The 19210-nt window shown below is 45.2% G+C and carries 16 protein-coding genes; all 16 read left to right on the top strand.

Annotation, left to right across the window (positions count from 1 at the left end):
- Positions 1-13: 13 nt before the first annotated feature.
- The gene (locus tag RIH33_RS19480; RefSeq protein WP_406651724.1) at positions 14-1351 is read left to right on the top strand and encodes a vanadium-dependent haloperoxidase; all 1338 of its coding nucleotides are present in this window, start codon (positions 14-16) and stop codon (positions 1349-1351) included.
- A gap of 11 nt (positions 1352-1362) precedes the next feature.
- On the top strand, positions 1363-2964 hold the full coding sequence (gene treF / locus RIH33_RS19475; RefSeq protein WP_406651723.1) for an alpha,alpha-trehalase TreF: 1602 nt from the start codon (positions 1363-1365) through the stop codon (positions 2962-2964).
- 145 nt (positions 2965-3109) lie between these two features.
- Positions 3110-4807 (top strand): sodium:solute symporter, encoded by a 1698-nt coding sequence (locus RIH33_RS19470; protein WP_406651722.1) that lies wholly within the window; start codon positions 3110-3112, stop codon positions 4805-4807.
- An 18-nt stretch (positions 4808-4825) separates the two neighbouring features.
- Positions 4826-6307 carry a glycerol kinase GlpK gene (gene glpK, locus RIH33_RS19465; protein WP_406651721.1) on the top strand — a complete coding sequence of 494 codons (1482 nt, stop codon included), beginning with the start codon at positions 4826-4828 and terminating at the stop codon, positions 6305-6307.
- Positions 6304-7950, top strand: a complete 1647-nt coding sequence (locus RIH33_RS19460) for a glycerol-3-phosphate dehydrogenase/oxidase (RefSeq protein ID WP_406651720.1) — start codon at positions 6304-6306, stop codon at positions 7948-7950. Before glpK ends, RIH33_RS19460 begins: the two co-directional genes overlap by 4 nt.
- Before the next feature lie 27 nt (positions 7951-7977).
- Complete coding sequence (locus RIH33_RS19455; RefSeq protein ID WP_406651719.1) at positions 7978-9654, top strand: glycoside hydrolase family 13 protein; 1677 nt, start codon at positions 7978-7980, stop codon at positions 9652-9654.
- A 105-nt stretch (positions 9655-9759) separates the two neighbouring features.
- On the top strand, positions 9760-10827 hold the full coding sequence (locus tag RIH33_RS19450; protein WP_406651718.1) for a hypothetical protein: 1068 nt from the start codon (positions 9760-9762) through the stop codon (positions 10825-10827).
- A 42-nt stretch (positions 10828-10869) separates the two neighbouring features.
- Entirely contained in the window at positions 10870-11976 is a 1107-nt protein-coding gene (locus tag RIH33_RS19445; protein WP_406658726.1) for a hypothetical protein, read from the top strand.
- 113 nt (positions 11977-12089) lie between these two features.
- Complete coding sequence (locus RIH33_RS19440; protein ID WP_406651716.1) at positions 12090-13136, top strand: hypothetical protein; 1047 nt, start codon at positions 12090-12092, stop codon at positions 13134-13136.
- Between the two features lie 40 nt (positions 13137-13176).
- Entirely contained in the window at positions 13177-14070 is an 894-nt protein-coding gene (locus tag RIH33_RS19435; RefSeq protein ID WP_406651715.1) for a glycerophosphodiester phosphodiesterase family protein, read from the top strand.
- Positions 14071-14073: 3 nt separating this feature from the next.
- The gene (locus RIH33_RS19430; RefSeq protein ID WP_406651714.1) at positions 14074-15078 is read left to right on the top strand and encodes an adenosine kinase; all 1005 of its coding nucleotides are present in this window, start codon (positions 14074-14076) and stop codon (positions 15076-15078) included.
- A 174-nt stretch (positions 15079-15252) separates the two neighbouring features.
- Positions 15253-15408: a 50S ribosomal protein L34 gene (rpmH, locus tag RIH33_RS19425; protein ID WP_115869829.1), complete on the top strand. Its 156-nt coding sequence runs from the start codon at positions 15253-15255 to the stop codon at positions 15406-15408.
- 15 nt (positions 15409-15423) lie between these two features.
- Positions 15424-15858, top strand: a complete 435-nt coding sequence (gene rnpA, locus RIH33_RS19420) for a ribonuclease P protein component (protein WP_406651713.1) — start codon at positions 15424-15426, stop codon at positions 15856-15858.
- Positions 15859-15899: 41 nt separating this feature from the next.
- Positions 15900-17555, top strand: a complete 1656-nt coding sequence (locus RIH33_RS19415; RefSeq protein ID WP_406651712.1) for a S41 family peptidase — start codon at positions 15900-15902, stop codon at positions 17553-17555.
- The gene (gene tsaB / locus RIH33_RS19410; protein ID WP_406651711.1) at positions 17556-18245 is read left to right on the top strand and encodes a tRNA (adenosine(37)-N6)-threonylcarbamoyltransferase complex dimerization subunit type 1 TsaB; all 690 of its coding nucleotides are present in this window, start codon (positions 17556-17558) and stop codon (positions 18243-18245) included.
- Positions 18245-18751, top strand: coding sequence for a DUF2480 family protein (locus RIH33_RS19405; RefSeq protein WP_406651710.1), 507 nt, complete (start codon positions 18245-18247; stop codon positions 18749-18751). The genes tsaB and RIH33_RS19405 overlap by 1 nt, the downstream gene beginning before the upstream one ends.
- Positions 18752-19210: the final 459 nt, after the last annotated feature.

Below are 19210 nucleotides of genomic sequence, written 5' to 3'. Positions count from 1 at the left end.
TTTTTTGAATACAATGAAGAAAATTTTCATGACTCTTTTAGTGGCCTCATTATTTTTTGGCTGCAAGGAAAACACGGCTTATCAGGCCATATTGGATGATCCGGAAACTTTCAACGGTGCGATGAAGCAGCTGACGGATGTCATCGTGTATGACATCTTCTCACCCCCCGTGGCTAGTCGGGTGTATAGTTATTCGAGTATCGCCGCTTTTGAGGTGCTGGCAGTTTCCAATCCTGATACCCTGATTTCATTAGGGGGCCAGGTGACGGATTTTACTACGCCTCCGGCACCTCCTGCAGGTATTAATGACAAGCTGGCCAGTTTACATGCCTTTCTTACCGTAGGTAAAGCCTTGATTTTTTCCGAGGATAAAATAGACGCTTACCGCGAAAAATTTTATCAGACTTTAGAGCAAAACGGGCTGCCTGCCTCTGTGAAGGAGAAATCGCTGGCCTATGGTGAGTTGGTAGCTAAGCACGTGATGGCCTGGGCAGATGGCGATATGTACAAACAGACGCGGACCTTCCCAAAATACACCATCAGGAATGAAACTTATGCCTGGAAACCTACCCCACCAGACTATATGGAAGGGATAGAACCGCACTGGAACAAAATAAGGCCACTGATTCTGGATTCCGCTAATCAGTTTCCGCCTGTGCCACCGCTGGAGATGACAATGGATAAAGACAGTGAGTTTTACCGTCAGCTTGCCGAGGTGTATGAAAAAGGAGGTGGTCAGAATGAGGAAAACACCCAAATTGCCAAGTTTTGGGATTGCAATCCTTACGTATCACATCACAGAGGACATGCCATGTTTGCTACCAAGAAAATTACCCCTGGAGGGCATTGGATAGGCATCGTGGCGATTGCTACCCGAAAGGCAGGAAACAACTTCAGTGAAACCGTTGAAGCCTACACAAGAACTTCCATTGCCCTGTTTGATGGTTTTATCAGCTGCTGGGATGAGAAGTGGCGGAGCATTGTCGTTCGACCAGAGACATTGATCAACCAGTACATGGATGAGGAGTGGGTGCCTTTGCTGCAAACACCCCCTTTTCCTGAATACACGAGTGGTCATAGCGTGATTTCACGTGCCGCTGCAGTTACACTCACCGATTTCTACGGGGACGGCTTCTCTTTTGAAGACACCACAGAAATGGAGTATGGACTTCCACAGCGAAATTTCAACTCCTTTCTGGAGGCAAGTGAAGAAGCGGCGATCAGCAGGCTCTATGGTGGGATTCATTATATGATGGCCATAGAGAATGGTGTGGATCAGGGTGAGAAAGTAGGTGATTTTGTAGTACAAAACCTTCAGACCAGGCGCAATAAGGCCCTGGCTACCAAATAAACCAACGACCAATGACAATATTGAAATCATTGAAAATAGCAGGCCTTATGGTACTGCTATTTTTTTCATGTACCCCTCAAAAGCAAGCTGAGGTATCTGATGAGCCCAGAGACTTTTATGAGCCCTGGGAGGTACTGGGGCCTCTGTTTCACGATGTCCAAATGGCCGGGGTTTTTCCTGATTCTAAGACTTTTGTAGACTGCACACCTAACCGTGACCCTGGCGCTATCGCTTCGGATTATCTCGCACTGAAGGATGGTCCTGACTTTGAGTTAAAGGCTTTTGTAAGTGCGAATTTCACACCCCCATCAGAGCCCGCAATAGTGGCATCAAGGGAAGAATCACTCATGGCCCACCTGGAAAATCACTGGAAAAACCTGACAAGAAAGGCTGGCGCTTTGGACGGAATTTCTACTTTAATACCGCTACCCGGTGAATACGTAGTGCCCGGAGGACGATTTCGTGAGATTTATTATTGGGACAGCTACTTCACCCTGATAGGATTAGGCGCATCCGGTCGTACAGATCTGGTGGAGGCTATGGTGGATAATTTTGCCTACCTGATAGATACAGTGGGATTTATTCCTAATGGTAACAGAACCTATTACCTCGGAAGAAGCCAACCACCATTCTTTGCTTCGATGGTCAATCTTTATGCACAGCTCACCTCAGTGGAGGAGGCTACCATTTATTTGCCAGCAGTGCAGAAAGAATACGATTTTTGGATGCGAGGATCGGATTACCTGACCCCAGATTTGTCAGCTGTTAACAGGGTCGTTCGGTTGTCGGACGGCACCATACTCAACCGCTATTGGGACTTTCTTGACTTCCCCAGACCGGAATCACACAAGGAAGATTACGAACTGGCAGAAGGGCTCTCCGAACAAGCCCGGAAAGAGCTTTTTCGCAACCTGCGAGCTGGCGCTGAGTCGGGGTGGGACTACAGCACGCGCTGGTTTCAGGACAAGGCTGACTTTGGGAGCATTCGCACCACAGAGATTTTACCTGTGGATCTAAACTGCCTCATGTTTGCTGTGGAGACTACGCTGGCCAATCTCTATGCGGCTAAAGGAGAGACCCAACAATCAGATTTTTATACAGCTCAGGCTGACAAGCGGAAAGCAGCTATTCAACGCGTGTTTTGGGACGCCGACAAGGGCGCTTTTACCGATTATATCTGGACGGAAAATGCGCTTTCTGCTCAATTGACATTGGCGGGAGCCTACCCTTTATATTTCAATGTAGCATCAGACGAACAAGCCGCTGCACAGGCGCGTGTGCTGGAGTCAGACTTTCTACTGCCTGGTGGGGTGGTGACTACTACCATAGAGTCCGGACAGCAATGGGATTACCCCAATGGCTGGGCGCCACTCCAATGGATGAGTATCAAGGGCCTGGAGCATTATGGTGAAACGGAACTGGCAACCGAGATCAAAAACAGGTGGTTGAGGGTCAATGACAAAGTCTACCAAAATACTGGTAAGATGATGGAAAAATACAATGTGGCCGATACTACGCTAACTGCCGGAGGTGGAGAGTACCCTACGCAGGATGGCTTTGGGTGGAGTAACGGCGTTGCCCTGGGGCTGATGGCGGAAGACGCGGCCTATTGATACCCTTGGGTCATCAGGAAAAATAAATCTTCAATTTTCAAACGTTTTCATCCACCTACTCGCAAAACCCCTGCTCAAAAGCAGGGGTTGATTGCCATTTTCTTACTATTATAGGGATTGAAATTACTTACTAAACCAATCTCCTATGGAAAGTGTAGCCCTCAGTTTTATTGATGTCGCCATTATTGTCGTTTATATTTTTGGCATCATTTGGTACGGGATTTCCAAGGGCAAGCAGCAAACCTCTGAGGAATACTTTCTGGCTGGCAGGAACATGACCTGGCCCATCGTGGGGATTTCCTTGTTTGCGGCCAACATTGGTAGCAACACCCTCATCGGCCTGACTTCCGATGCCTTTCAGACCAATACGGCGGTTTACAATTATGAATGGATGGCGGCTGTGGTGCTGGTGTTCTTTTCCATTTTCTTTTTGCCGTTTTATCTCCGCTCCAGGGTCTATACCATGCCTGAGTTTCTCGAGCGCCGTTATGATAGCCGTTCACGATATTATTTTTCCTTCATTACCATAGTAGGCAATGTAATCATAGACACCTCGTCTGGACTCTACGCCGGCAATCTGATTCTGAAAATCATTTTTCCGGAGATCTCTTCCACTTTTATCATCGTTGGGTTGGCGTTGGCAGCTGCAGCCTACACCATTCCCGGCGGACTCTCCTCTGTGGTTCATACCGAGGTGATCCAGGCCATTTTGCTGGTAGTGGGCTCTATGATTTTAACTTATTTCTGTATTACCGAAGTGGGCGGATGGTCCGGAATGATGAGCGGATTGGATGCACTTAATAGCACAGGTTATATTGATAAACCCGGGAGTGAGGTGTTTGATATGGCGGGGCCAATAGATGATCATTATATGCCCTGGACCGGCTTGCTGTTCGGGGTGCCTTTGCTTGGGTTCTACTTTTGGGCCAACAATCAATTTATGGTGCAGCGTGTACTTAGTGCCAAGGATCTCAACCATGGCCGTTGGGGTGCCTTGTTTGCCGGATTACTGAAGATTCCGGTGATCTTCATCATGATTTTCCCGGGGGTCATTGCCATTGTGCTGTTTTCTGACCTGGACATTAGCGGATTAAATTATCTGATTACCAATGAGGCGGGTCAGCAGGTGATCTGTCAAAATTTGGAGGATTGCCCCAATATGACCTATCCGGTTATGCTTTATCAGCTTCTGCCCACCGGGCTACTCGGCTTGGTGATAGCTGGTTTGCTGGCGGCCATGTCCAGTAGTATTTCGGCCACTTTAAACTCGGCCTCTACCCTGATCACTATGGATTTTGTGAATAAGTTAAATCCCAACCTTTCCAGCAAGCAATTAGTGCGGGTCGGCCAGATTGCCACGGTGGTACTTGTTTTGTTAGCGGCATTCTGGACTCAGTATATCGAGCAAATTTCTGACTCTCTGTGGGAATATCTCCAGTTGGTGCTTGGTTTCATTGCCCCGCCGGTGGTGGCAGTGTTCCTGGTAGGGTTGTTTTGGAAGCGGGGCAATGGCAACGGTGCCTTTGCAGCGCTGCTGGCGGGGTTGGTAATATCCGTTTTCATCATTCTTTCCTCTGTTTATGAGCTTTCGCCTGCACTCAATGCCATTCACTTCTTGCACAAGGCGCCACTTCTTATGCTGGCCTGCATGCTGGTGCACATTGTTGTGAGCTTGCTTACACCAGCTCCGAATGAGGAAGTAGTCAATACACTTACATGGAACGTGGGATTGTATAAAGCTGAGACCAAAGAATTAGCCGGACTGCCATGGTATAAGAATTACAGGGTGCTGGCAGTTATATTGTTGATCATTACGGCCATTGTCGTAGGGTCATTTTGGTAAGGAAAATTTAAAAACATCATGGCATACATCGTCGCGTTAGATCAGGGGACTACCAGCTCGAGAGCCATTCTCTTTAATGAGAAAGGGGAGATCGTTGGCATTAAGCAAAAGGAGTTTACACAGTTTTTCCCAAAATCAGGATGGGTGGAGCATGACCCGGAGGAAATCTGGGCCACACAGTCGGAGGTTTTCAGGTCCCTTTTGAATGAACTTTCTATTTCACCAAAAGAAATTACAGCCATTGGCATTACCAACCAGCGGGAAACCACTGTGATTTGGGATCGGAATACCGGGGAGCCTATTTACAATGCCATCGTATGGCAGGATAAGCGAACCTCTGAGTTTTGCGAAGAATTGAAAAAAAAGGGTCTGGAGGAAAAGGTGAGAAGTAAAACAGGTCTAGTCATTGACTCTTATTTTTCTGGTACAAAAATAAATTGGGTCCTCGACAATGTAGAAAATGCAAGAACTGACGCGGAAAAAGGGAACCTGTGCTTTGGCACCATAGACACCTGGTTGGTGTGGAAACTTACCAATGGCAAAGCCCATGTGACGGATTACACCAACGCCTCCCGAACCATGCTTTATAACATCGTGGAGAACAAATGGGATGCAGACTTGCTGAAAATGCTTGATGTCCCCAGCTCCATGTTACCAGAGGCTCACCCTTCAGCATTTCACTTTGGTGACTATGAATTTAAAGGGGCCACCATTCCCATTATGGGCATAGCAGGTGACCAGCAGGCCGCTCTTTTTGGCCAGGCTTGCTTTGATCCGGGGGAGGCAAAAAACACCTACGGCACAGGCTGTTTCATGCTCATGAATACAGGTACTAAGTGTGAAGTATCCAAAAACGGCTTACTCACCACCATGGCCTGCAGCACCACCGGAGAGCTTACCTACGCGCTGGAAGGTAGCATTTTCATTGCGGGAGCGGCTATACAATGGTTGCGGGATGGGCTGAGGGTATTGGATCACGCGGAAGATTCTGAATACTTTGCCAGAAAGGTGGAAACCAATGAGGTCTATCTGGTGCCGGCATTTGCGGGACTGGGGGCTCCCTACTGGGATCAGTATTCCCGAGGGGCCATTTTTGGACTGACTCGCGATACTGGTAAGAATCACATCATCAAGGCAGCCCTCGAATCCATTGCATTTCAGACCCGCGATGTGAAAACGGCCATGGAGCAAGATTCTGGAATAGAGATCACCAGTCTGATGGTGGATGGAGGTGCCACCAATAATAATTACCTCATGCAGTTTCAGTCAGACATTCTGGGAGTGGAGGTAGATCGACCCGCCATCACCGAATCCACAGCGCTTGGCGCGGCTTATCTGGCGGGGTTACATGCTGGCGTCTGGACATTGGAGGAAATCAAAAAAGTAAGAAAGACCGATAGAAAATTTGCCCCGGCGATAACAAAGAACGATCGAGACCGCTTATACAAGGGTTGGCAAAAAGCTGTACAACGAACATTTGACTGGGCAAAGGATTTATGAATGCATTCAATGCAAATGACAGGGGTGATTTGGTTAATGTTTTGGGGCATACACAGTATGATCTCATCATTATAGGCGGAGGTATTACAGGCGCAGGTATAGCGTTGGATGCTGCCTCACGAGGATTGAAAACAGCCCTTTTTGAAAAGAATGATTTTGCCTCTGGCACCAGCAGCAAATCCACCAAGTTGATCCATGGTGGGCTGCGATACCTTAAACAATTTGAAGTGGCACTGGTGCGTGAAGTGGGTCAGGAGCGTGCTGTCGTTCACCACCTCGCTCCACATTTGGTGAAAGCGGAGAAAATGCTTCTCCCATTGATTACCGATGGCACTTATGGCAAGATTCTCACTTCTGTGGGACTGATGGTCTATGATGTGTTGGCGGGCGTGGAGAAGGTAGATCAGCGCAAGATGCTAACCAGGGAGGAAACATTGGAAATGGAACCCCTGCTGGGAGCCGATGTGCTGGAAGGTGGCGGTGTTTACGCTGAGTACAGAACCGATGATGCCCGGCTCACAATCGAGATCCTGAAGACGGCCACCCGGATGGGCGCCGATATTATCAACTATGGAGAGGTGACGGACTTTGTCTATGATGCAGGGAAGATAACCGGGGTGCTTTGGCGGGATAATCTCACTGGAGAGAGTCACAAAAGTGCCTGCCAATATGCGGTGAGTGCTGCGGGGCCATGGGTGGATGAAATACGGGCTAAAAACAAATCTTTACATGGGAAACACCTTCACCCTACAAAAGGAGTACATATAGTGGTGCCTCATGAGAAGTTTCCGGTTCACCAGTCGGTCTATTTTGATGTGCCGGATGGACGGATGATTTTTGCCATTCCCAGAGACCGGGTGACGTACATTGGTACCACAGACACGGACTATCATGGGGATATCAATCACGTGCGCACTGAAAAAGTGGATGTGGAATACCTGATCCACGGAGTGCAACATATTTTCCCTAAAATAAAGCTCAATATAGAGGACGTAGAATCCAGCTGGGCCGGGCTGCGACCGTTAATAGAGGAGGAGGGAAAATCCGCTTCCCAGCTTTCGCGAAAGGACGAAATATTTGAATCCGAAACCGGGTTATTATCTATCGCCGGAGGTAAACTGACCGGTTATCGTAAGATGGCTGAACGCATAGTGGATAGATTGTCCAAAAAAATCAGAGAAGATCATGATCGGAGGCTGTCGGATTGTGTGACTGACAAAATCTATCTATCCGGTGGGGTGTTCAAAGATGGGGCGGATGTATATAAGTATCAGCAGGAGGTGGAAGGCCAGGTTGTATCGCATGGCCTGGATCCCTATTATGCGGAGTACCTGGTGGGAAACTACGGTCGACAAACAGGTGATATACTCAAGCTTTTCAAACAGAGACCGGAAGTTGATCCTGAAATTCGCCTGGCGCTTTCAGAATTGGTCTTTACCATCGAAAATGAAGCTGTCCACTCACTGCTGGACTTTTTCGAAAGAAGAACCGGGAGATTGTATTTTAATATCAAGACCATTCCTAAACTTATAGAGCCGGTTTTTCAGCACTTGTCATCCACCTTCGGATGGTCTGAAACTCGCCGGCAGCAGGAAAAGGAATGGCTTCATCAGGGGTTGGAAGTAGCCAGTCATTTTCTGTAATCCCGAGTACTTTAATCAAAGAGCATTATGAGTTTTAAAAAAACATGGTGGAAGGAAGCAGTCGTTTATCAGGTCTACCCGAGGAGTTTCAACGACAGCAATGGGGACGGTATTGGTGACCTGCAAGGGATCATTGAAAAACTAGATCATATTAAAAGTCTTGGAGTGGATGTCATCTGGCTTTGCCCGGTTTACAAATCACCAAACGATGACAATGGCTACGACATCAGCGATTATTATGACATCATGGACGAGTTTGGCTCCATGGCGGACTTTGACGAACTGTTGGATGGGATCCATGCGCGTGGAATGAAACTACTGATGGATCTGGTGGTGAATCACTCCTCTGATGAGCACGCCTGGTTCAAAGAATCAAGATCATCCAAAGACAACCCTAAACGTGATTATTATATATGGAAAGAAGGCAAGAACGGAGGGCCTCCCAATAACTGGCCTTCTTTCTTTAGTGGCAGTGCCTGGCAGTATGCCGGGGAAACAGACGAGTATTACCTGCATCTGTTTACCAAAAAGCAACCCGACCTGAACTGGGAAAATCCGAAGCTTCGTGAAGAAGTCTATCAACTGATGCGATACTGGCTGGACAAAGGGGTCAATGGGTTTAGGATGGATGTGATCTCTGTGATCTCAAAAAGGAACTACAATGATACACCTTATGCCAACTTCAATGATACCATTGCTCATGTCTATGCCAATGGCCCCAGGATTCACGAATTCCTGAAGGAAATGAACCGTGAGGTAATGAGCCGCTATGATGTGATGACAGTGGGAGAAGGGCCTGGGATAGATCTCGACACAGGATTGCAGTACGTAGCTGAAGAGGCCGGGGAACTCAACATGCTTTTTCATTTTGGACACATGTTTATGGACCATGGGCCGGGTGGCAGGTTTGATCCCAAACCGATCGATTTCGTCGAGTTCAAGAAAATATTCCGACTCTGGGATGAGAAGTTCCAGAGTGATGGCTGGGGTAGCATTTTCCTTGGCAACCATGATTTTCAGCGGATTGTTTCTCGCTTTGGCAACGATGGGGAATTTTGGCAGGAGTCAGCAAAACTGCTCTGCCTCATGCTGATGACCATGCGAGGCACACCCTATGTATATCAGGGGGACGAGATTGGAATGACCAATGTGGCTTTTGATAGCATTGATGATTACGACGATGTGGAGATCATGAATGCCTATGCCGAGTGGAAGGAACAGGGAAAAGACCTGGACCTGTTTCTAAAGCACGTCCATGTCAATGGACGGGACAATGCACGCACCCCCATTCAATGGGATGCCACCAAAAATGCTGGATTCACCACTGGGGAACCATGGTTGAAGATAAATCCGAACTATCCGGAAATTAATGTGGCCAATCAGCAGAATGCGGGGGACTCCATACTGACTTTTTACAGAGAAATGATCAGTAAGCGAAAGGCCAATCCATCACTTGTTTATGGAAACTATGCGGTAATCAACGAGGAACACAAGCAGGTGTATGCATACTGGCGGTGGGATGATTCCATCAAATACCTCATACTCCTCAATTTTTCCGATGATCAGCAGCCCTTTGCAATCGATGATCGATTTGATACAAACAATTTGACACTGGTCATTGGCAATATGGGGGCAGTACAAACAGGAAACAAAAAGTCTTTCAACCTGCAGCCCTGGCAGGCTGCCTTGTATCAGATTCAGTAGTCACAGGTCACTCAAATTTCCGAATTGCTAACAATTCTTTAAGATGTGATTAATAGATCTCTGGTTGTAAACCCTTTAATTTGGTGAGGCCATTAAATTTCCCATGTGAAGATTACCAATAAAGTTGTTTACCAAAATCTGGATGACCTTTTCAGTCAGTCACCTACTTTCGAATTGACGAATGCCGATAAGTGGGTGGTTTTTAGTGACCTCCATATGGGAGATGGGGGCTCCACCGATGATTTTCGGACCAACTCCGATCTTTTCATACGCGCTCTGAAGGAACATTATCTTCCCGGGGAATTCGGATTGATACTCAATGGCGATGTGGAGGAGATGCAAAGATTCAGCCTCAGGAAAATTTTCAAGCAGTGGAAATCAGTTTACGAAGTTTTCGATCAGTTCAGAGATCAGACCAGTTTGCTCAAAACCATTGGCAATCATGACCTGGAACTGGGGATGATGAAGGATTTGCCATTTGATTATGAGCACCTAGATGGATTCGTGTTTAATTACAAGGAGGAGAAACTTTTCTTTTTTCACGGACACCAGGCCTCCAAGCGGTTTCAAAAACACAATGAACTCATCGGGTTTACCCTGAAGTATTTTGCCAATCCCCTGGGGATCAAAAATTACTCAGTGGCTCACAGCAGTAAGAAACAGTATAAAATTGAGAAGCGGGCCTATCATTACTCGGCTTATCGCAAAGTGGTTTCGGTCATAGGACATACCCATCGGCCCTTGTTCGAGTCCATGCACAAAGTGGAGCGATTGAAGTATAAAATCGAACAGCTTTGCCGCGAGTATGTGGAGGATGTTGCCAATCGGACCGAGACTCTTGTGAAGTCTATCCTTTCTCACAAAAAGGACCTGAAGAAGTATGTGAAACAGGTGCGCGATACTAATTTTCAAAACTATGTATACAACACCATTTTCAATATTCCCTGCCTTTTCAATTCCGGCTGTGTGATTGGCAAGCGCGGGATGACCTGCCTGGAAATAGAAGATGGTAAAATCAGACTGGTGCATTGGTTTGATGGCAACATTAACAAGAAGTACCTGCAAAAGACCGGCTACCAGCCACAGCAGATTCCAGGCACGGATTATTACCGAATGGTGATTAATGAAGAGTCATTGGACTATGTGTTTACCAGAATTAAATTTTTAGCTTAATCATAGCGGATTTATATTACCAGAAAAATTTCTGGTGAAACAATGCCAGTCAGCCATAATGTAAAGCCAACCATGAAGATTTGTCTGCAGATATTACTGTTATTCGCAGTAACCACCGTGCTCAGCGCTCAGAGTATAGATAAAGTAATGTTGTACGATGGGACAACGATTTCGGGGCAGATCACAAGCCAACTAATGCCTTTAAAAAAAGGCAGAGTGGTCATCCAAACAAGAGAAGGCGACAGAACTATTTTGATTGATCAGATAGACTCACTTCGCAAGGATGATGTGTATTATATCAAGCTGAGATTTCAGGTAGGAAACAAGTCCTATCAAGCACTTGGGAAGCGATACTTTAGTGGAGCGTTTAGTTTGTATGATGTTTCAGTGGAAGGTCTAAAAGAACCCCAGCTTCTGCAAAAGGGAGAGATGATAGTGCCGATTTTCCCAGGTAACTATGAACAAACCTTTAGAGCAGTTTTAGACAGAAGTTATTCAGGTGATATTCAGTTGCGATCCTTCAAGCCAGTTTACCTCTCCTTATTTTCCGCAAAATACCACAATGAGCTTGGTCTTCCTTATTCTGAATACATACAGCAACAGAAGAGACTGAATAAAGTATATCCCTTTTTTGGAATTGATTTCTTACAGACAGAATTTATTGATGAGGGCAGGGTTTCGGAGTTCAGTTCTTCCAACAGGTATAATGTTGGAGTTATGTTAGACGCCAATCGTTTTCAGTTCATTCCCTATTTAAGTTTCGGGAGCCTGATGATTAGTTCTCAATCTCAATTTTTTGATGGGGAAGAACATAGTATTTCTGACGAGAAGATTCATCTGAATGGATTCGGATTGGCGACTAATTACATCTTGGCAAAAAACTGGTTTGTTGAACCATATTTACAAGCAGGCTTTCTTTATATGAATGTAAAAACCAACACTAAGGCCGGGGAATTGGTGTGGACATATGATGATTTGATAGACTTGTTTTTTGGGTTTGGCCTCCATAAAAATTTTGGGAAAGCGGGAGCCAGCTTGACCTACCAAATCCGAAATGGCAAGGGTAACTACCGAATCTTTAGAGATGCCGCATTATTTGAAGAGCGCCATCAAATTTTATCAGCTAATGTCTACATCACGTTAAAATGATACGTTCCTTTCTAATTTTACTGTTAACCATTAGCTCGATTTTGGTTTATGGACAGCAAGAAATTGTGTTCTTCCAGGGACAAAAACTGTCGGGGAAAGTCGAGCTCAGCCGGTTGGACAAATTCAGCGGGACTGTTAGTCTCCTGAGTGAGGGAAGTAAAACTTCACTGGCAGTACAGGACATCGATTCCATCCATATTGGAGACAGAGTGTTATATGGCCTGGGTTTTGTGATCGGACCGCAGCAATATTATGCTTTAGGGGAGAGGTTTTTTGCTGGCGAATATGACCTCTATTTAACCAAAATCGAAAGTTATGGTGAAATTGTTATAGTTAAAAGTGATGAGAGTTTTTCACCATTGTTTGAGCATAACGCCAACGAGATTTTGAGTGAAATCAACAAAGAGAAAGTCCAACTTCCTAATTATAAGAGAGGGGATTTGGTTTCGTATTCAAAAGAATATCATGAGAAAAATGGAATTAAATACAAGGTCATCCCACTATTCAGATTCATAATGGAGTTACAGTTAGGGGCTCGAGGAGTTTATTACAATACTACCCCGAGCCAGGTAATCTATACTAGCACAGAGTACTCCCAGAACCTGGCATTTTTGGGAAGTGAGATTTTCTCCGAGTTGGTTTTAGGGCATATGGTCATCATGCCGAGCTTCAGAACAAGGAATTATTCTTTTCTAATGGATCATTACGATTTTGGTGCTAGAGGAGGTATGGCGAATATCACTATTGAGCAAAAGAGTAGAGAATTGGGCCTGTCCTTGAAATACAGGATAACGCAGGGCAGATTCCTCAATCCGTATATCAGTTTGGGGTTCTATAGAATTGTGCAAAAGTCTTTTGAAACCGGATATGAAGTCATTCCAAATGAGGATGAGGAGTTTGAAGTTCATTCATTAGTCTATCATAGAAAAAACAGAAATTACCCTGCGCAATATGGGATCGGAGTAGAAAAAAAATTTGGGAGATCCTCTCTGTCACTAGGTGCTACTTTTTTTTCGTACCAAAGCCCAGTCTCCATGGATTGTACTTACAGCACCGATACTCCAGACAGGTTTGAGTTCTTAATGAAAGGAAAATATGATGAAAATGGTTATTTCTTACACCTTGACCTTGCATTTTCCTTATATCGACATGGCGATTGATATACTTTAGTCTTTTTTTGATTTTACAGTAAAAAACTAGATGAAAAACTCATTGTTTATAGGTCTCACCATGGTCATACTTGCATCTTGTTCCGGCCCCTCTCAGAGCACTCAGGCCTTCGACCTTCAGGGGCACAGAGGGTGCAGAGGCCTCATGCCCGAAAACACCATTCCGGCGTTCATCAAGGCTCTGGATTTGGGAGTAACCACCCTCGAAATGGATCTGGCAGTGACCAAAGACCATGAGTTGGTCGTTTCGCACGAACCCTATATGTCAGCTGAAATGTGCCTCGACTCGGCAGGTAATGAGATCTCAGAAGCCCAGCAGCTTCAATACAATATTTATCAGATGACTTATCAGGAGGTGGCGGTATTTGATTGTGGCTCAAAGGTTCACCCAAGATTCCCGGAGCAGCAAAAAATGCAGGTAGCTAAACCACGACTTATGGATGTGATAGATCGCGTGGAAAGCTACCTGAAAACTAATAATAAGCCCCTGGTGGCCTATAATATTGAAATTAAGTCACTGCCCGAAACCGATGATACTTTTCATCCTGCCCCACCTCACTTCAGCGACATGGTTTTTGGGACTTTGGATAAAAAGTTGGACTGGAACAGAGTTACTATCCAATCCTTCGATTTTAGGGTGCTGCAGTATTTCCATGAGCGCTATCCAGATGTGAAACTAGCGCTATTGATAGAGAATGAACTGTTGGTAGCTGAAAATCTGGATTCACTTGGGTTTACTCCGGATATCTATAGTTGCTATTTTCCATTACTTTCGCGGGAGTCTGTCAACTTTTTGCATAGTCAGAGCATTTCGGTAATTCCCTGGACGGTGAATGAGGTGGCAGACATGAAAGACGTAATGAAACTTGGGGTGGACGGTTTAATTACCGATTACCCCGACAGGTTTAATAGCATAAAGAATTAAAGAATGAGCAAGAAGAAGTACGACGTTTATGCCATTGGCAATGCCGTGGTTGACTATGTGTTGGAGTGTAGCGATGATTTTTTGATTGAGCATGGCATAGAAAAGTCAGTAATGACTTTGGTGGATGAGGAGCGTCAGATGAAGGTGCTGGGTGCCGTGACGGACGGCATCAAAAAGAAAGAAGGTGGAGGATCTGCAGCTAATACCATCGTGGCCACCAGTATGCTGGGCGGCAAGAGCTTTTATTCCTGCAAAGTGGCCAATGACGAAGACGGCAAGTTTTTTCTGGATGAGCTGGCCAATAATGGCATTGACACCAACCTGGATGGAAGTCATCTCGATGAAGGGATTACCGGTAAAGTGCTGATCATGACCACTCCGGACACAGAGCGTACCATGAATACATTTTTGGGGATCAGCTCTGCTTTCTCCAAAGAGGAGCTCCGGGAAGACGCGTTGATAAACTCCGAATACCTCTTTATCGAAGGGTATCTCGTAGCGTCAGAGACCGGCAGAGAAGCGATGAAAGTAGCTAAGAAAATGGCTGAAGAAAACGGCGTAAAGGTGAGCATTACTTTTTCTGATCCAAGTATGGTGAAGTACTTTCAGAAAGAAATGGAAGAAGTGGTGGGTGCCTCTGTTGATTTGCTTTTTTGCAATGAAGAAGAAGCAATGCTCTTCACCCAGACCGACAATGTGACTGATGCCAGAGAGGAGTTGAAAAAAGTGGCCCGAAAATTCGTGATCACGCAAGGGAAGAACGGCGCAATGATATTTGATGGAGACACATTCGTAGATATAGAGTCTTACCCCGTGTCAGCAGTGGATAGCAATGGTGCAGGAGATATGTTCTCCGGAGCATTCCTTTATGGGATTACCAGCGGCCATACCATGGCGTCTTCGGGCAAGTTAGCCAGTAAGGCAGCCTCAGAGGTGGTTTCAAAGTACGGTCCCAGACTTACTTTTCATCAACTTCAGGAGATCAAACGTGAAGTTTTTGATATTTAAACTCATTTTTTGGCCCCGGCTTTCATAAATATTGAAGAAATATCACTGTGGAGGGACGTTTAGTTTGGTAAAACTTAATCTTTACTTATCTTTGCCCTCCGTTTTGAGAAATCTCAGATTCCGGTCAGTGATGGGGGTCTGGTCATAATAAAAGAATAAGATAAAGGCATAGCCATGAAGAGAACATTTCAACCTTCAGTAAGGAAAAGAAAAAACAAACACGGATTCCGTTCAAGAATGGAATCAGCTAACGGTCGTGCTGTATTGGCCAGACGTAGAGCAAAGGGAAGAAAGAAGCTTACAGTTTCTGATCAAACTCACAAGAAATAAGTCTAATCAAGGCCTATGACTGACTCAGGCCAAACGACTAGTCATCCGTTTTCTTTTCCAAAAAGGGAAAAGCTGACTGGTAAAAAAGACATTGAGGAACTGTTCAAGAATGGTTCCTCTTTTTATTTGCACCCTTTACTGCTCAAGTATCAAAGGGAGAAGGATCCTGCTGTGATTTATCATCGCGCCCTCTTCACGGTATCCAAAAAAAACTTTAAGCGTGCGGTCAAGCGAAACCTGCTAAAGCGCCGCATGAGAGAAGCCTATCGCCTTCACAAATCCATCATCTATCAATCACCCGCTGGTGCCTTTTATCACCTGGCGTTTGTCTATTTGGATAAATCACCATTACCTTATGGCGAAATAGAGGATAAACTTAAAAAGCTCCTGATACGTTTAGAAAGTCAGCATTCAAAGATCAGTGGCGAACCACGGGATCCATCAAATTGAATGTTAATCCTCGGACAGTTTGAGTTACAAAATGAAAAGCAATGAATAAGAAGTGGAAAGCAATCATAGCCATTTGTGCTATTAGTGTAGGGTTTTTGGCTTTCAAAGCCACACCCACAGGTGATCGGACCTTCGAGATCGTAAAGAACCTGGATATTTTCGCCACACTGTTTAAGGAAGTAAATGCCTATTATGTGGATGACATTCATCCAGACCAGCTAATGCGCATAGGCATCACGGCCATGCTGGCGTCTCTTGATCCTTATACCAACTATATTCCGGAAGATGACATAGAAGATTACCGCACCATCACTACGGGAGAATATGGCGGCATAGGAGCAATTGTAGATAAGAAGGGAGGTGTGAGTACTGTAGTGCTGGCGTATGAAGGTTACCCAGCTCATAAGGCGGGGCTTAAGGCAGGAGATCAAATTCTGAAAATCAACGGAATAGAGTTAGAAGGCAAATCCTCAGACGCCATAAGTAAGCTGCTCAAGGGGCAGTCTAATTCCGATATTGTCCTCACGGTAAAGAGATACGGACAGGAAAAACTCTTCGATGTGACTTTGAGCAGGGAGCGGATTACCATTAGCAATGTACCTTATTATGGAATGGTTGCAGAAGGCATCGGCTATGTAAAACTTACAGATTTTACCACCGAAGCTGGAGCTGAAGTGAGAAATGCCGTGAACGAACTGAAAGCCGATGGTGCCAGGAAAGTCATTTTAGATTTGCGGGGCAATCCTGGCGGCTTGTTGGAGGAGGCTGTCAACGTTTCCAATGTCTTTGTAGGCAAAGGGAGAGAAGTAGTAACCACTCGCGGAAAATTGAAGAATTGGACCAAGACTTATAACACCTTAAATGACCCGGCAGACACGCAGATTCCATTGGCTGTCCTGATCAGCAATGGAAGTGCCTCAGCTTCTGAGATTGTTGCAGGTGTGATGCAGGATTATGACCGGGGAGTACTTGTTGGTCAGCGATCTTATGGCAAAGGATTGGTACAGCAAACACGTCCTCTGGCCTACAATTCACAACTCAAAGTGACCACCGGAAAGTATTATATTCCATCAGGTCGTTGTATTCAGGCCATAGATTATAGTCACCGAAACCCAGATGGAAGTGTGGGTAAGATACCGGATTCACTCAAAAACGAGTTTAAGACCCAATCAGGAAGATCTGTATATGATGGAGGGGGAGTCAATCCCGATGTTGAAGTAGAGCAATTTGAGTATGCTCCCATCGCTTACAGCCTCATGTCAAACGATCTGGTTTTTGATTATGCCACCAGATATTACTACACTCATCCGGAAATTCTACCCGCAAATGAGTTCGCATTGACGGATGCCGAATACGACGATTTTAAAAATTGGCTGCAGGACAAAGAGCTTAATTATACGACTCAGGTGGAGCAGAATATTGAGAAGCTGATAGCCTCAGCCAAGCAGGAGAAATATTATCAGGACATCGAGCAGCAGATCATGGACCTGAAGAAGGAAACACTTCATAATAAGGATCAGGACCTCATCACTTTCAAGCCGGAAATCAAGAAGCTTCTGGAGCAGGAAATTGCAGGCAGATATTACTTCCAAAGGGGAATGATCGAGTCTACATTTGATCAGGACAGGGAAGTAATGGCGGCCATTAAAGTTCTTAATGATTCCGAACGATATCAGAGCATCCTAAAAGGCAAATAATTGAGTACTATTCTAAGCCTAGATACTTCCACTAAAGTTTGTTCTGTCGCCATACATCAGGAGGGTGTTTTGATAGGTCATCAAGCCTATCATTTACAGAAATCGCACTCCAACCTTTTGCCGGGAATCATTCAGCAGCTCGCAGAAAATTGTGAAGTGTCTTTGTCGGGCCTGACAGCTATCGCCCTGTCGGCAGGTCCCGGATCCTATACAGGCTTGAGAATAGGCACAGCCACCGCAAAGGGCTTGGCTTATACGCTGAGTATCCCTTTCATTGCTCTGGACACACTGGATGCCATGATTGCTCAGGTGGCCCCTATGCTGAAGGGAGAAGGGTTGCTTTGCCCGATGATCGATGCCCGGCGCATGGAGGTGTATTGCAAAGTGGTGAGCCATTCCGGAGATGAAATTTGGAAGACACAGCCGCTCATTGTTGACGAGCACTCTTTTGATGATCTCCCTCAGGAGCGTATTTACTTCTTTGGCAATGGCTCCAACAAGCTCGAGGAGCTCTTTGGAGGAAATGAAAAGTGTCATTTCATTGGGGACATCCATCCATCTGCCGCGCACATGGGTGAGATGGCCTGGGCCAAATTCCAGGACTCGGCATTTGAAGACATAGCTTATTTTGAGCCGGAATATTTGAAAGAGTACCGAACTAATGTACCATCCCAAAAGTTCAAAGTGTAATGGAAGAGATAATTAACCGTGTTTCGAAGAGTCCTTTAATCTCACTTGATTTTGATGAATATATTGGTTCGTCGGATCGGGCGTTTTTTGATCTGAAGGACGGGCTTTTTCATGGAATGATCCTCAAAGAGAAGGAGTTTCGCGAGTTCTTGAAAAATTATGATTGGGAGTGGCTTAGAGGTAAAAATGTGGGTGTAATCTGTTCTGCAGATGCCATCATCCCTTCCTGGGCTTATATGCTGGTAGCGACCAGGCTGGAACCTGTAGCTGAATTGATGGCGTTTGGTGGGGAAGAAGAACTTGAAAAAACACTGATTGATCGTGCAATAGATAAAATCCTCGCGCAAGACCTGAAAGATGCAAAGGTTGTTATTAAGGGCTGTGGAAACCTTAAAAGCAGAGACTATGCGTACTTCCAGTTGACCAAAAAACTACTCCCGTTGGTTTCCAGTATTATGTATGGAGAGCCATGCAGCACGGTCCCCGTTTACAAAAGACCAAAATAAGTGTTTTCTTTTTCTTGATTTCTCTATTTCATCAAACTATTTCTTTTGATAGAGCCTCTTTCTATTGGACCCTGTTTCAAGATTATTTGAGAGGTTATAGAGATCTCTTTCGGTTATTCACTGTTTCATTTGAGATGCGCACAATACCAATTATGAGTCAATTGACTGATAATCAGGGCTGTGATTAGAGACCCTTCCGGAGGAGCAAAAAAAGTTGTTTTATTTATTGGAAAATGAGCGGTGGAATGGTTGGCTTTACTATCTTTGCCGTCCATTCAGCGGGGATGGGGATTGAGTTGAGGGAATGTGGTGTGAAGTGGCTTAGAAATAAAAAAATATTTTTCTCTCAAATGGGTTTGATATTAAAAAATAAGTTCTAATTTTGCATCCGCTTTCAGGGTCAGAGAAACAGAAAAGAGGAGAAAGGAATAGGCGCTGAATAGTTAAAACGGTCATTTA

The sequence above is a fragment of the Marinoscillum sp. genome (assembly GCF_040222955.1).
Lineage (GTDB): Bacteria > Bacteroidota > Bacteroidia > Cytophagales > Cyclobacteriaceae > Marinoscillum.
The sequence above is the reverse complement of the archived record's forward strand: the minus strand, read 5'-3'. Positions and strand labels throughout refer to the sequence as shown.